The 15,674-nt window shown below is 31.8% G+C and carries 14 protein-coding genes and 1 rRNA gene; 6 read left to right on the top strand and 9 right to left on the bottom strand.

Features of this window, described 5'->3' with window-relative positions; genetic code table 11:
• Nucleotides 1-271 precede the first annotated feature (271 nt).
• A 5S ribosomal RNA gene (gene rrf / locus ACFSR1_RS04100) occupies nt 272-379 on the top strand.
• A gap of 272 nt (nt 380-651) precedes the next feature.
• Here rrf and ACFSR1_RS04095 read toward each other — a convergent pair.
• The 3 genes from ACFSR1_RS04095 to ACFSR1_RS04085 all read right to left on the bottom strand — a co-directional run bounded on the left by ACFSR1_RS04095 (nt 652) and on the right by ACFSR1_RS04085 (nt 6,227).
• Nucleotides 652-3,609 carry a DNA polymerase III subunit alpha gene (locus ACFSR1_RS04095; RefSeq protein WP_378289910.1) on the bottom strand — a complete coding sequence of 986 codons (2,958 nt, stop codon included), beginning with the start codon at nt 3,607-3,609 and terminating at the stop codon, nt 652-654.
• A gap of 427 nt (nt 3,610-4,036) precedes the next feature.
• Nucleotides 4,037-5,248 carry a DNA polymerase IV gene (gene dinB, locus ACFSR1_RS04090; RefSeq protein ID WP_378289908.1) on the bottom strand — a complete coding sequence of 404 codons (1,212 nt, stop codon included), beginning with the start codon at nt 5,246-5,248 and terminating at the stop codon, nt 4,037-4,039.
• Between the two features lie 163 nt (nt 5,249-5,411).
• Entirely contained in the window at nt 5,412-6,227 is an 816-nt protein-coding gene (locus ACFSR1_RS04085) for a hypothetical protein (protein ID WP_378289906.1), read from the bottom strand.
• A gap of 288 nt (nt 6,228-6,515) precedes the next feature.
• On the opposite strand from ACFSR1_RS04085, the gene ACFSR1_RS04080 reads away from it, so the two are divergent.
• From ACFSR1_RS04080 to ACFSR1_RS04065, 4 genes are all read left to right on the top strand, one after another.
• Nucleotides 6,516-7,025 (top strand): DinB family protein, encoded by a 510-nt coding sequence (locus ACFSR1_RS04080; RefSeq protein ID WP_378289904.1) that lies wholly within the window; start codon nt 6,516-6,518, stop codon nt 7,023-7,025.
• Between the two features lie 218 nt (nt 7,026-7,243).
• The gene (locus tag ACFSR1_RS04075; RefSeq protein ID WP_378289902.1) at nt 7,244-7,681 is read left to right on the top strand and encodes an RrF2 family transcriptional regulator; all 438 of its coding nucleotides are present in this window, start codon (nt 7,244-7,246) and stop codon (nt 7,679-7,681) included.
• 26 nt (nt 7,682-7,707) lie between these two features.
• Nucleotides 7,708-9,936 (top strand): tetratricopeptide repeat-containing sensor histidine kinase, encoded by a 2,229-nt coding sequence (locus tag ACFSR1_RS04070; protein WP_378289900.1) that lies wholly within the window; start codon nt 7,708-7,710, stop codon nt 9,934-9,936.
• A 14-nt stretch (nt 9,937-9,950) separates the two neighbouring features.
• Nucleotides 9,951-10,664 carry a LytR/AlgR family response regulator transcription factor gene (locus tag ACFSR1_RS04065; RefSeq protein ID WP_378289898.1) on the top strand — a complete coding sequence of 238 codons (714 nt, stop codon included), beginning with the start codon at nt 9,951-9,953 and terminating at the stop codon, nt 10,662-10,664.
• A gap of 5 nt (nt 10,665-10,669) precedes the next feature.
• On the opposite strand, the gene ACFSR1_RS04060 is transcribed toward ACFSR1_RS04065, so the two are convergent.
• The 5 genes from ACFSR1_RS04060 to ACFSR1_RS04040 form a co-directional block, all read right to left on the bottom strand.
• Nucleotides 10,670-10,885 (bottom strand): hypothetical protein, encoded by a 216-nt coding sequence (locus ACFSR1_RS04060; protein ID WP_378289896.1) that lies wholly within the window; start codon nt 10,883-10,885, stop codon nt 10,670-10,672.
• Between the two features lie 54 nt (nt 10,886-10,939).
• Nucleotides 10,940-11,155, bottom strand: coding sequence for a hypothetical protein (locus tag ACFSR1_RS04055; RefSeq protein ID WP_378289894.1), 216 nt, complete (start codon nt 11,153-11,155; stop codon nt 10,940-10,942).
• Between the two features lie 44 nt (nt 11,156-11,199).
• Nucleotides 11,200-11,394 (bottom strand): hypothetical protein, encoded by a 195-nt coding sequence (locus tag ACFSR1_RS04050; RefSeq protein ID WP_378289893.1) that lies wholly within the window; start codon nt 11,392-11,394, stop codon nt 11,200-11,202.
• Between the two features lie 82 nt (nt 11,395-11,476).
• A complete protein-coding gene (locus ACFSR1_RS04045) occupies nt 11,477-11,680 on the bottom strand; it encodes a hypothetical protein (RefSeq protein WP_378289891.1) in 204 nt (67 codons plus the stop codon).
• A 331-nt stretch (nt 11,681-12,011) separates the two neighbouring features.
• Nucleotides 12,012-13,685, bottom strand: a complete 1,674-nt coding sequence (locus ACFSR1_RS04040; RefSeq protein ID WP_378289889.1) for a helix-turn-helix domain-containing protein — start codon at nt 13,683-13,685, stop codon at nt 12,012-12,014.
• Between the two features lie 213 nt (nt 13,686-13,898).
• Here ACFSR1_RS04040 and ACFSR1_RS04035 point away from each other — a divergent pair, with 213 nt between their 5' ends.
• Entirely contained in the window at nt 13,899-14,504 is a 606-nt protein-coding gene (locus ACFSR1_RS04035) for a LytR/AlgR family response regulator transcription factor (protein ID WP_378289888.1), read from the top strand.
• 85 nt (nt 14,505-14,589) lie between these two features.
• Here ACFSR1_RS04035 and ACFSR1_RS04030 read toward each other — a convergent pair whose 3' ends face one another.
• On the bottom strand, nt 14,590-15,624 hold the full coding sequence (locus ACFSR1_RS04030) for a hypothetical protein (RefSeq protein ID WP_378289886.1): 1,035 nt from the start codon (nt 15,622-15,624) through the stop codon (nt 14,590-14,592).
• Between the last annotated feature and the right edge of the window lie 50 nt (nt 15,625-15,674).

Raw genomic sequence — 15,674 nt, 5'->3', positions numbered from 1 at the left:
AAGGCAGTAATGTCATAGCCGAGTAGTACTAATAACCCATAGGCTTATGCGCACGTCCTGCTAAGCAATTAGCAGGACGGAGAATTGCTTTGATAGCTTCTTTTTAGTAAACAAACCTCTTTTATAGCGTAAACTCTATTCAATTTAAATCAATATGTTAACTTATTATGTAAGTGTTTAATGTATAGTGAATACTGTATAATGAAATATTAAATTATTCATTATCCTTAATTATTCATTATTAAATATACTTTATTCATTTATAACGACTTAAGGTGGTTATAGCATCGGGGCTCACCTCTTACCATTCCGAACAGAGAAGTTAAGCCCGTTAGCGCCAATGGTACTACAATCGTGGGAGAGTAGGTCGCCGCCTTCCTTTGGATCCTGATCATCATTTGGTCGGGATCTTTTTTTTTTATAATATTACATAGGAGGTCCCGCTTTTAGCGGGATCACTTCGTTTTAGCCAGTCGCATTCTATGCTCCTGGAAACTTAAGGGATAGGTCGCCGCCTTCCTTGAAACCCTTCATTATAACAATGAAGGGTTTTTTTATGGGCTATTGTCAACCTCATTATCAATACATTAACTTGTAAAAATTGTCAATACATTAATTTGTAAAAGCACACCTATAAACTGTCTATAGATGTTATGTATATCTAGGATCCTGAATGTAATCTTGTTTGAGAATCTTTATCACCTCAATGCTTAAAAAACCAAATTCTTCTACAACTTTACCGTATATCCGATAGACTCCTTTATACCTAAGTCTATACTTTTCTTGTACAGGTGGAAACAGAACAGTATCAAACACATCACCAAATTGATCCAGAAAAGTACCAAATGCCATGCGGGTACCTTTTGAGGTACTGGTATTTTTCATTGCAATTAAATACCCATAGATATCAATTTTTTTATTTAAATAGTTTTTTAATTGGTTGGCTCTATTCTGATTAGTAGGTTGGGATGCCATGATCTCATAATATCCGCAGAGAGGAAATCCAAAGGATTCGATTTGCTCAAAAGCATCCTCTAATCTGGATGTTTTAAACTTCGGTAATTTATATTCAGTACGTTTTTCTTTAAATAAAAGAGGTTGGTTGTAGTTTGGCGGAGTACCATTTATTTTAAAATATGCTTTCCATAATAATTCGTGTTTGTTTTTTCCGGTAAAAGCAAAAGCGTCAATTTTAATAAGTATACTTATTTGTTCTATACCTATGGGGACTCTATCTATAAAATCATTTAGTGAAGTATATATTCCGTGTTGTTCGCGTTCTAATAATATAAGTTCTGATGTCTTATGATCTAAATTTCGTAATATGCTTAACCCAAGATAGATAGTTTTTTGTTGTAAAATATGTTCATATTTACTGGTGTTTATACAGGGAGTCACAATTTTTGCTCCAAATAATTTAGCTTCGTGTAAATAGACTTCAGGTCGATAAAATCCTCCACCATTATTTAATGTTGCCACCAGATATTCTATAGGAAAATATGCTTTGAGAAATAAGCTTTGGTAACTTTCTACTGCATAAGATGCTGAATGCCCTTTTGGGAATGCATATCCTGCAAAGCTTGCTACTTGATTCCATATTTCGAAAATTATTTTCTCTTCATATCCTTCAGCACGGCAATTCTGAATAAATTTATTTTGTACATCTTTAAATTCTTTTCGAGACCTGAATTTACCACTCATTCCTCTACGTAATACATCTGCTTCATCCAATGTTAGTTTTGCAAAAACGTGAGCTACCTTGATTACATCTTCTTGATATACCATAATACCATAAGTTTCATTCATCAGTTCCAACATGATTGGATGTGAATTTTTTCGTCTTTCTATATCGTGTTCCCTTAATATATATTCACGCATCATTCCGCTTTTAGCGACTCCTGGTCTTATAATAGAGCTTGCTGCTACTAATCCAAGGTAGTTGTCAGTTTTAAGTTTGCTTAACAACATACGCATAGCAGGAGATTCTACATAAAAACAGGCAAGACATTTAGCTTCTCTGATAAGCGCGTTGATATTAGGATCTTTTTTGAGTTTCTCTATATCATGAATGTCAAAATTGGCTTTTTTTGGTTGGTTATATTGGATGATACTAATTGCTTCCTTAATTTTTGCTAAACCACGCTGCCCCAAAATATCAAACTTATATAAACCTAAATCTTCTGAGATGATCATATCAAATTGTACAGTAGGAAATCCTTTGGGAGGCATATCTGTAGCAGAATAATAGTGCAGGGGTTTTTCGCTAATCAATATTCCGCTGGAATGAATACTTATGTAATTAGGAATTCCCTGAATGAGCTGACTATAGATAACTACTAGTTTATGGATATGATCTAGAGAGTTGTAATTATAATTACCTTCGCTAAGTTTATCGATTTCGAATTTTGGCAATCCAAATACTTTACCTAATTCTCTAACAGCGCCTTTGTAATGAAAAGTAACGTATGTACCTAAAAGTGCTACATTACTAAATTCTTCAAAGATAAATCGAGTGATATCTTGGCGATCTCTCCAAGAAAAATCGATATCAAAGTCAGGCGGACTAGTACGGTGCGAATTTATAAATCGTTCAAAGTATAAGTCCAACTCGATCGGATCTACATCAGTGATTTTTAATAAATATGCTACAATACTATTAGCTCCACTACCGCGTCCTACGTAGTAATATCCTTTTTCTTGTGCATAAGAAATAATTTTCCAATTAATTAGAAAATACGAAACAAAGTTCATTTTAATAATTAAACCAAGCTCTTTTTTTAATCTATCGTATACTTTATTATCTGGGTTTTTATAGCGATAGGGAAGACCTTGTTCGCACAATTTCTTCAGTAGTTTGTTGTCTTCTTCAATACTACCTGTATATGTTCTTTGATTTAGAGAAGGTTTGTTTTTAGAAAAGTCGAAGCTGATAGAACATTGGTTGATAATATTTTCGGTGTTTTTAATAATAAAATCAAACTCGCCGAACTGATTTTTAATTTCATCATTGGGAATCATTTTTTCTGAAAAACAAGCTTGCTGACTCTCTGGTAATCTGCTAAGTAATATATTCTTATCAATAGCACGTAATAAGCGATGTGCATTAAAATCTTTTTTGGTCCTAAAGGTTACTGGTTGTAGTATGGCAAGTCTGTCTTTTAATTTTCTGAATGATGAAAGGCGGAGTTTAGGAATATCTTTTATAGAGATGCCTATAAATTCGCTTGATGCGAATTTAGTTTTTTGCGTTTCTTGTACTTGCTTGAAGGGATATATAATGAATGCATTTTTAAATGGTGGAGCATTTTTTGGGAAGTCTATTTTATGATGAGAATGATATGATAAAAAATCATTTAATTCTTTATAGCCTTCATTGTTTTTGGCTAAACCCACATATAATTGTTGATGATTATTTCTAAAATCAATACCGACAATTGGTTTGATCTGATAATCATGTGCTTTTCTAATAAAATTTAGGCAAGCCGATGTATTATTTATATCTGTTAGTGCTAGACTATCAATCCGGTTTTTTTTTGCTAACTCTAATATATCTATTTCGGAAAAAGTTCCGAATCTTAAGCTGTAATATGAATGACAATTTAAGTACATTTTAATGGTTCATTGTTGATGGTTCATTGTTGATGGTTTATTGTTGATGGTTTATTGTTGATGGTTTATTGTTGATGGTTTATTGTCGATGGTTTATTGTCGATGGTTTATTGTCGATGGTTTATTGTCGATGGTTTATTGTCGATGGTTTATTGTCGATGGTTCATTGTTGATGGTTATCATTTTTTTTAATTTGACTACTGACTACTGACTACTGACTACTGACTACTGACTACTGACTACTGACTACTGACTACTGACTACTGACTACTGACTACTGACTACTGACTACTGACTACTGACTACTGACTACTCTGTCGCATCAGGGATAGAAACGACATCCTTTTTTTGTATCCTGAGCGTAGCCTAAGGATGCATAAAAAGATATAGTGTATAGCCCGCCCGGATGCCATCATCGTTATCGATGTTATTGTTTCCTATGTGCCAATACAATAGGAGGTTGACCGTTAAAGGGATTTTGCATTCTACCAATAGTTTTGGACCCCATTGCTACGGCTCTGATTACACTTCTATCTCCATATCGATCTCGTATATGATCTAAAGCTTTATAGAGATTGAGTTGTTTTTCATTGTCTTCAAAGAGATTAATCTGATAATTTCCGCTTACCAGATGACTAAATCTGATACCGATTAATCGTACTAATAATCTTTTTTGATATAATTTTTCGAAGATTTCCAAAATTTTAGGTATAAGAATATGATCTGCACTGGTGTAAGGTATTTTTAGTTGTTTAGTGTACGTATTAAAGTCTGAATATCTCACTTTTACTGCTATACAGGCTGTAAGCTTGTTGCCTCTACGTAGTTGGTAGGATAGATTTTCTGTCATAGCAACTAGTATGTTTCGGAGTTTATAAATATCTATGGTATCTCTATCAAATGTTCTTTCTGTAGAGATAGATTTACGTTCAGAAAAAGCAATCACAGGTGTATTGTCGATTCCATTAGCTCTTTTCCAAATTGTTAATCCGTTTACTCCCAAAACGCCTTTCATGACATCAACGGGCATTTCTTGTATGGTTTTTATCTGTCGTACACCTAAGCTACGTAGTGTTTGGAAAGTTTTATCACCAACCATTGGTATTTTTTTGATAGATAATGGAGCTAGGAATGGTTTTTCTGTACCAAAATCAATTTTTAATTGATTGTTAGGTTTAGCTTCATTGGTCGCTACTTTAGAAACTACTTTGTTCTGTGCAAAACCAAGAGAAATTGGTAAACCGGTCTCTGAAATAATTTTTTGCCTAATTTCTGATGCATATTTATATGCACCAAAAAATTTATCCATTCCAGAGAGATCAGCATAAAATTCATCGATACTAGATTTTTCGAATACAGGAACTTTTTCTTTGATAATTTCTGTTACCAGATCAGAGTATTTACTATAGGTTCCGGCATTGCCTTTTATGATAGTAGCTTCCGGACACAGTTCTTTAGCTATTTTCATAGACATTCCTGAGTGTACTCCAAATGTTCTGGTTTCGTAACTGCAAGCTGCTACAACACCGCGATCACTTGTGCCCCCTACTAGTAAGGGCTTGTTTTGTAGCGAGCTATCTATAAGACGTTCTACGGATACATAAAATGTATCTAAATCAAGATGTAATATGGTTCTCAATTTTTTATATTTTGGAATTATTCCAAATTTATGGAATAATTCCAAAACAAAGATTGTAAAACCATACTATTTATTCACAATGGATAAAAAAAAACGGTACCTTAAATAAGATACCGTTTCTGAAAAATTTTATTTTGGGGCTACAAAATAAAATTCAATTTTATTAATTTTCTGTATATCCAGCGAATTGCTGCATAGCACTTTTGGTAAGTTCTTTAGCTCTATTTACATAGAAGTTTTTTGTATCGTTTAGTGTTTCGTTTTGTAAGTCATTTTCACTTCTTAAATAATCTTTTTGAGATTCGAATATGGATTCATCATCAAAAGCTATACTTAATTCCTGAAGAGCACTTTCTAATTTCTGTAATGCTTGCTCTGCTTTTGCTTTTACTACTGTTTGTTCTTTTAATTCTGCAGCACGTTGTGCTTCAAATTGAGCTTGAGCTTTTTGCTGCTCTGCAATTTGTTGTTGTAGCTTTTGCTGTTCGATTTGTAATTGACGTTTTTGTTCCTCCAGCTCTTTTTGCTTTTGAGCTACTTCTTCAGAAGCAATTGCAATTGCTTCTTCTTCTGCACTTGCAACGTCTCCAATATAAGACTCGCTACTACTACTATTAGCTTGACAATCTGTTAATTGTTCTAATAATTTAGGACCAAGATCTTTAGCTTGTTTTGCATAGTATCTACTACGCTCATACGTATCTTGATCTAAGGAGCTCACCATACTTGTTTTAGCTTCATAAGCTGTTTCGTTTGCTTCTGAGCAACCACATTTATCAGCAAGGCTTTCTACTTTCTCAAAAGCTTCTATAGCTTTATCGGCATATTCCTGAGTATGAAACACATTGTTTGCTCCATGTGCTTTTTTAGAATGTGAATATGCATAACTGGCTGCTGTTAATGCATCTTCATAAATATTCTGGGCATTAGCCTGTATAACAAGACAAAATAAAAATAATATTGGTGAAATTCTTTTCATTTTTATGGGGCTTTTTAATGAACAGTACAAGTATACAATATTTTCTGAGTAACATCCAAAAATAATTGTCATTAATCGATGAAATACGCATTTTATCTTAATTTTTATGGCTAACCCATAAATAAAGTGATAGATATCCTACTGTTGTGTATGGTCATTCATCATAATGATTTATCGATAACGAGGTTCCAAGTTTAGTATTGTATCCTTATATAAGTAAAAAATAAATTTAACGTTTTACCAAAGTTGTTATGTAAGTTTATTATGTATATTACGTCCATATTATCTATGAAAGAACTCATTATATCCTCAATTAACGATAATCTTAATAACGCTGTTGCTTTATTAGACGCAATAGATTCAAAAACTTACAGTGATGATTCTATTGGACCATACTACTCTAGTATCGGATCACATATTAGACATACATTAGATTTTTTTGATTGTATCATCAGCGGTATAGATACTAATGACATTGATCTTACTGCTCGAAAAAGAGATGAGATTTTATCAACTAATAAGGAAGCAGCAAAAAGTCATATACATACACTACAAGGGACTTTACTTTCTTACATAGATGCAAATACAGATTACTTAATTCATGTAACAGATAATATGGGACAAGGAAAAGTTACTGTAAATTATACTTTAGAAAGCATTCTCGCACATGCTAATAGCCATGCCATACATCATTATGCAACCATAGGATATATATTGAATCAATTAGGAATTGACTTAAAAATTCCGGGATTTGGCTATAATCCTACTACTCCGGTAAATAAGCGAGAAGGAATCTGATACAAATAGCTTTTTTATATTTTATTTTGACAAATAATACCTTAATAGATGAGTATTCGTCATGTTATTTACTAGATGATATTTAGTTTATTCTGCTTTTCGTATCATATATTCTTATGTATGTACAATATATGATGTAATATGTATTATTCTATCTAGGATGAATTTATCCGAATTGAATTTAATGTATATATTTGAGTATAGTTTAATTAAAGGATATGTTTTCTAAAGCTTGTGAATATGGTATAAAGGCTTCTATCTATATAGCACAACAATCATTACAAAATAAGTGTACTAATTTAAAAGCGATAGCTAATGAGATTGACTCTCCAGAAGCTTTTACTGCTAAAATACTTCAAAGACTAGTAAAGAATGAGGTTTTAGATTCTGTAAAAGGAGCGAAGGGAGGATTTCTGATTGAAGCAGCAAAAATAGACCGGATAATGCTTGAGGAAATTGTATATGCAATTGATGGTGATTCTATGTATAGAGGTTGTGGGTTAGGATTGAAAGAATGTAATGCGTGTAAACCTTGTCCCGTGCATGATAAAATGGTACTTGTTAGAAAGGAGTTAAAAAAGATGCTTACAGAAACAAGTTTGTATGAATTGGCTCATGGTTTAGAAGAAGGAATAACATATTTGAATCGATTATAGATATATTAAAAACTAAATAACCAACTATGACCACACAAAAACCATTATATCTGCTATTTGTTTTTTTAGTTACGTTGCCCAGTTATTCACAAACAGAAAAGGAGTATTGTGAGCAATGGCATAAAACAATGGATACCATCCAGAGTTATGAGGTGGCTTTTAAGTTTTGTAGGGAGATGATCGATAAAGTGGATGAAACCTGTAAAGCCGAAATACATATATCTAGAGGTTATATGTTTATGAATCAAAGAAATGTTGATTCTTCAGTTTACTACTTAGATAAAGGAATATCCCTTGCAAAAAAGACTAATAATTCAGAGTTACTATCATCTGCTTATGGTAAAAAAGCTTATAACTTTGCTTTGCATAATGAAAAGGATAAAGCAGAAAGGCTTTTAAAAAAGACAAGAAAAATACTCACAGAGTATCCAGAAAGTGAGCATTGGATTTTATATCATCAAACTTATGCATATTTGGCTGATATAGAATCAGACTATGAAAGAGCTTTAAAATATACAGATAGTACTGTAATTCTTGCTGAGCGTAATAATCTTGAAGATTTTTTACCATCATGTTATGGAAATAGAGGGACATATTCCATGAGATTGTCGCAATATGAGAAAGCTGCCGATAGTTTTTTGAAAGCTATTGAAGTTTTAGAACGAGATAGTAAGCCATCTGATTTGGATACCTATTATTGTATGCTGGCTACAACGTATCGAAGATTAGAACAATATGATATAGCCATAAAATACTTTAAAAAAGCTATCAAAGAATCAGATAAGACTCAAAACGAATTTATTCGCATGCTTACATATTCAAGAATGGCAGATGCACAGCGAAAATTTGATTTGCCAGAAGAAGCTCTTATCTCTGTAGATTCTACACTAATTATAGCAAAAAAGTTAAATAATAACGGAATGATTGCAGACGGGCTGCACACAAAAGCCACAATTTATTTTGAAAATCTTGAGGATTATGATCAGGCAGAAATCTATTTTGAAGAGGCCTACCAAAGTATCTTAAAATCAAATGCAATAAAAAAGATAGATGATATGATGCTAATTTCGGCAATAGATGGAATGGCAAAAATCAATCTTAAAAAACAAAATTATGTTAGAGCCAAAAAGTATATTGATCTATTAGAACAAGAAACCAATACATCTAAAATATTAATATTTAAAAAAGCACTTCACTACTATAAAAGTGATTATTATGAAAATACAGGTAAATCAGATAAGGCACTAGTACATCTCAAAAAATTTCATTTTATAAAGGATTCTATAGCAAGTAAAGAGGTGAAAACCCAAGTAGCGGATCTTGAAAAGAAGTACGATACTCAAAAAAAAGAACTGGCAATAGTAACTCTAAATCAAGAAAAAGAACAACAACAGCGAATAGCAAAACAAGCCAAAGCACAGCAAAATTTATATTTGTTAGCGACTGGGGTTTTGTTATTTATAGTAGTAATTGGAGCTTGGGCGTTCCAAAAGTTGAGAAGACAACAAAAGGAATTAGCATCTACAAATCAAGTTAAAAATCGGCTTTTTTCTATCATTGCCCACGATCTAAGAGGAATGATCATTCCGTTTCAGCGATCCGGTAAAATATTAAAGTATCATATAGATAAAGGCAATCATGAAAAAACAATAGAACTTTCTCAGGCATTAGAACAAAACTCAGAAAGCTTATCTAATATGTTAGATAATTTATTGAATTGGTCGTTAGAACAAATGAATGGATACAAAATGAACCCTCAGACGATATCAGTAAGTAAACAATTAAATGAAATCATATCAGGATATAAACAACAAGCTATTTATAAGAAAACTAAAATTGATTTAAAATATGAAGAAGATTTAAGTATTCAATTTGATAAGGGAGCTTTTCATGTCATTTTTAGAAACTTAATTGGTAATGCTTTAAAGTACACAGAAGAAGGAAATATTCGCATAGAATTTACTAATAAAGATAACACGTTTTTATGTTCAGTAACGGATACGGGAGTAGGGATGTCTCAGGATCAGTTAGCACATCTTTTTGCTTTGGAAGAAAAAAAATCTAGTATTGGTACACAAGGTGAAAAGGGAACAGGACTGGGACTTAACCTGGTGTATCGATTCATAAAAATGCATAAAGGAACGATCCATGTTTCTTCAGAAAAAAGAATTGGCACGCGTTTTGACTTAAGCATCCCCATAACCATATCGTTGACTAAAGAAGAAGGGGCAATTTCTAAACCTTTGTCAGCGTAAAAAACACACAGATCATGAATGTTTATGTAGTAGAAGATGACTTATTTCATTTAGAAGATATTAAAATCACCTTAGAAGAATTAGGATACTCTTGTATAGGGAATTCAGCTGATCCTGTTGAAGCACAAGAACAAATCGCAACCTTAAGACCAGATGCGGTTATATTAGATATTCATCTTAAGGGTAAAGAATCCGGTATTGAACTAGGAAGAAGAATTAAGAAATTATACGAAATACCAGTGTTTTTTGCTACTTCTGATACTACTAAAGATACAATTAGTAGAGCAGCAGATATAAGCCCAGCAGCCTATTTAACAAAACCAATCAGTAAAGATGACCTGCAAGCAGCACTAATTCTTGCTCGTAAACAAGAAATCACTTCAGTAGTTGCTACTACTGATGAATCTGGAGATATATTCATTAAAAGTGGTAATAAATTGGTGAAGGTAAGTATGGATACCATTCTTTTTGCTCATACGGACTCAAAAAATTATTGTTCTATCGTGACTACAGATGATAAAAAACTATCGGTGAGATATTCTATTTTAAAACTGTGTGAGAAGTTAAAGGGTTTAGAATTTGTACAAACGCACAGATCTTATATTATTAACTGGAATAAAATAGATTCATTACACGAATATGATCAAACCATAGAGATACAAGGACATCATATCCCTATTGGTCGAACTTTTAAGGATTGTGTATATAAGCGATTGAAGGTAATCTGATTTTTTTATATTAAGCAAACCGAAGTAGCACCAATAGGGGTTGTTTTAGTCGAAACACAATCCTTTACGGTTTCACATGTTAGTGACTGTGTGCAATAATCATCCTCATTACTTTGTTGACTTGTCGTGTCTTGCGATCCTCCTTTAAATTTATCAAGATGGGTTAATCGAGCAACCTTAATTTTATCTAGACTTAGTTTTTTTCTTCGATTATTTTTCATTTTCCATAATTTAATAAACCTATAATTTATTCACAACAAATCGACTAAATTTATCTAAACACCTGTGATGCAAGCAGCAGTATGACCTAAGCCAACCGTTTTCGTAGAAATACTTTGATCACATAACAATGGATGTGATTCACATATTTCGGGGCGCGTATCCAATTGATCTCCATATGTTCCTACTCCACCCATAATACTTTGATAGTTTTGCAATTTTGCAATGCTGATTTTAGCTAAACTTAATTTTTTTCTTTGTTTATTTTTCATTTTTTATATTTCACAAATCCTGGTTAGTACCAGAATAATTTTGTTTAAATACCAGTAAAACAGGCAGAAGTATAACCTACTGCAACAGTTTTTGTAGAAATATTGCAATTCCATGTGGTATCACATACTTCGGGATTTGTGAATTCGGTTTCTGCACCTCCTTTAATACTCTCTGGGTTTTGTAATTTTGCAATGCGGATTTTATCTAAACTTAATTTTTTTTTGCTTTTAATTTTCATCGGCTGATAATCTATCGAATGTGTTACGTTGCTAATAAATAGTAATCTTTTTTGAGATTAAATTGATAACAATTACCTAATGTCAAATGTCATTAGGGTCAATACTTCCAGTTCCAATAGGAGTGGTTTTTGTCGAATCTGTACAACGATTCACAATACTCTGTGCATTTAAAATTGATGTATTTCCTGGATCATCTTCTATTATGATAATCGATCCCCCTCTGATTGCTCTAATATTATTTAGTTTTGCAATTTTGATTTTATCCAGGCTTAATTTCTTTTTCATTTTATTTTCCATTAGTACTTAATTTAATTAGTTAAAAACAATTTGCGGTATTTCCTATAGGAATAGTTTTGGTGGATGTATGAGTATTATCTGGATCACAAGTTTTTGTAGGTTCGGGGGGAGGGAATGGAACCTCCTCTAATCATTTTTGGATTATTTAATTTTGCAATTTTAATTTTATCCAAACTTAATTTTTGCCCCTCCTTTTTCATTTGGTTTATTTTTTCAATTTATGAACATCTAAATTTACCAGTTTAGTATCAGCTGTACACGAAAAGGCACCTTAAATTTATAAATTTAAAGAAGTAAATTACTTTTAACAATTTGTTTTTCAGTTATTTATATGTTTGATGAAATAAGAAGGATAAATTCCGGTTTTTTTATGAAATGCAGAAGAAAATGATTGTGCATTTTTAAAACCTACCTCTTCAGCAATGGCTTGTATCGTATAGGATCGTAGGGATTTATTAGTGCTGAGCTGATCTACGGCAAAGTCAATTCTCAAGTTGTTTAAGTAATTGGCAAAATTTACGTTTTTATAAACATTAATAATTTTGGATAAATAAGCACTATTGGTATTTAATTCTTTTGCCAGAGAATTAAGCGTATAATGTTTTTTTGCAAACTGATTTTTATCTTCAAAATCGTGAAGCTTATGTAAGACGGTTTGTATAACCTCATCTGGAATATCAATATCTTCTTTTTTTACAAGCGTATTATCAATATTTTTTATCAGTTCTGGTTGTTTTGTTTTAGGTTTCTTTTGTTGTTCCAGTAGTTTTTGAAACCGTATTTTATTTAAATAATTTTTTCTGAAACTATAAACCGCAATTAAAACCAAAATAATAGATAATATGATTAAAAAGTTAATGGTATTATCCTTTAAAAAAGTATCTTTTTCAAATTGTTTTAGAAGCCTTTCTTTTTCAGATTTTAGTTCTGCAGCATCATATTTTTTAGTAATATTTCTGGTTAAGTATACTTGATTTGCGTGTCTAATACTATCAAGTTCTAGCTGGGTATTAATATATTCTAATTGTAACTCATAGTCATTTTTTGTTTTAGCATACGTTCTTAAATAATCATATACATTAATGATTTCAGGAATTACATCTTTTGTTTTTCTTAGTATAGTGTCCGTTTTTTTAAAATAGTATATACTTTTTTCTTGATCTCCCAGCACTCTGTAACTGCGTCCGATATAATAATCACAGGTTGCAATTCTTGTCTCTAAAGAATCAAATTGTTGTATTAATCTTTTTCCTTTATGTAGGCTATCAATTGCTTTTTGATAATTTTTTAGTAAATATTGGTGTATTCCGGAGGTGACTAATATATAGGAATATACAGTAGAATCACGTGTTTTTAAGGTTGCCGTAATCCCCTTGTCGATTGTTGTTTCTGCAAGTTTTAGATTTTTGGTATGAATATAAGAGTCTGCAAGTGCAAATAATCCTGGATTGTAATTATACTTATTAATATAATTAGGATTTTCTTCTAAAAATTCAACATACTCAGCAAAAATAGTTTGTGCCCCTTCTCGATCACCGGACATGTTTTTCAGTAGCCCAATATTGAATTTAGCAGAAAGATGTAGCCTATCATTTCCACTCTTTTTTGCAGCTTCAGAAGCTTTAACATAAAATCCTAGTGCTTCTGCATAGTCTCCTTGTTCAAAATTAATATTACCTTTTTCCAAATATCCACCTGAGGGAAATTTAAAATAATTTTTGTTTTTGGTAAAAGCAATAATGCTATCTGAGTAAGAATTTTTTTTTGTTGGATCTAAGTTAGATAATATGAAATATGCGTTAGCAATATTCAATGTATCAGATTTACGAATGGCACGGTCGAGATGAGTCTGTATTAATTTTATTCTTAAAGAGTCTACTTTTTCTTTTCTTACCAACATTATTAGTTCATCATAATTGTCCTGTGCAACCACGGATTGATTTGTTAATAATAGAGTGATTAAAGAAATTATTGATAGATATTTCATCTTCATCAGTAGAGAACTTTTTTAACTTATATACGGTTAATTTACACCATAATACGAATGTAAAGATTTAATGGGTATTAAGAGAAATAATCAGTGGAATTTATAAGAGTTGAAATTTATAAATTTCAACATTAGATTTATAAATATGAGGAATAATGCTTTGTATTATAGGGTTAATGTTAGCTAGATTTGAGAAGATGAACATCAAAAAAGCTACACATGAAGACACCTAATATTGAACTAGATCACGCGTATTTAGAAGAAATGAAGATAGATCTTAATGATGTCAAGAATACATCTTTGAGTAATTTGGGCAATTCTCTCAAAGTCCAAAAACAAGTTATCAGGCATACATCTGACGGGATTATTATTGGATTTTATATTCGATCAAAGCAAGCCGGCTTAGGGTTGACTAATAAAGTCAATTCACTATATAAAAATCCAATACAATTTCCTGTATTTCAAGAAGAAGCCGAGTTAGAGCAGAAAGAGGATAACCAACCTTCCCATTTATTTGTGAAATGTGGAAATAAGTTGATTAAGGTAGCGATGGATACCATCATCTTTGCTCATACGGATTCAAAAAATTATTGTTCGATTGTCACTACAGATGGAAAAAAATTATCGGTTCGCCACTCTATAACCAGTTTACTGAAGGCGTTAGACTGTGACTTTTTCATTCAGACACATCGATCTTATATTATTAACTGGCATAAAATAGATCTGTTCTACGAACAGGATCAAACTATAGAAATCCAAAAACATCATATTCCGATTGGTAGAACATACAAGGAAGAATTATATAAAAAGATACGAGTGATTTAATTAAGTATAAAGATTCATCAAACTATTTTATTCGTTTGATGAATCTTTCTAACACACAAAACACAAATCTATTGATTCGTATACATTAATTCTTTTTTCCGTCGAAGGATACACGAAGTATTTCTCCATCTATTTCCAGATCGTCAAATGTCATATCAACTTCAATAGCGGATGAATATTCACCTTCAATTATAACAGAAGTATATTCATCAAAGTCATTTTTTCTTCCAAACTGTATATCGTGAATAGAAGGTATACCATTACTAAAATCTAAGCGGTACGTTTTGCATCCGGTTTTTACGATAGTACATATACCTTTTCTATTTTCAACTCCTTGGCTTATGAGTTTTCCTCTATAAATTCCAACTATTTTTGAAGGAAGACTTCTGATTTCTGTAGAATTACAATGTAGTAATACTCCATAGTTATGATCGTGATTTAGAATGCAACTTCCTGTTGGGTTGTTCGTATGAGAACTCGTAGAAATACCAACAGGACCGGTTCCTAAAGTTACACTTCCATTTGCTATTTCAACACCGTTATTTCCCGTGTTTATGGATAAATTACCATTACTGCTTAGTATTTCAGAGTTTTCAATATTTAGACTTGCTTCATCATTTTCAACACGAATATTTGTATTTCCTGTGCTTAAATGTACTCCATTTCCTGAGATTACATTTGTACTTTCTGAATCCATATCTTCATCATATTCATCTGTGTTACTTCCTGAAAAGGCAATGGCTCCGACAGATGTAGATCCAATAACAAGGTCTCCTTCTTCATCCACTGTAATAGCCAAAGTTTTGCCTTTATAAATAGCTGTAGCTGTATAGGTGTCATCATTTTTCATAAACTTAATACCCGAAATAGAAGGAATGCCATCACTAAAGTAAAAAGCATAGGTTCTGTACCCTTTTGTTCTTATGGTACATTTCCCTTTAGTATTTACCTTTGTCCTTGCACCGGCAGTAGAAAGTACTCCGGTATATTCAGTAATCAGTGGTTCTGGTAATTTTGCACTTGTTTGTGCATATAATGTTATAGTTAGACTTCCTAATAAAAGAAATGCTATAATCAGAATAGTTTTTTTAAGTGATTTGATGCGATGTAATGTTTCCATTTTTGATATTTAATATTAAACCTAAAATATTATTGATGCTAATTGCTATT

The sequence above is a fragment of the Aquimarina rubra genome (genome assembly GCF_042684305.1).
In the GTDB taxonomy this organism is placed as follows: domain Bacteria; phylum Bacteroidota; class Bacteroidia; order Flavobacteriales; family Flavobacteriaceae; genus Aquimarina; species Aquimarina rubra.
Note: the sequence above shows the minus strand (reverse complement) of the source record. Positions and strands in the feature narration are given on the sequence as shown.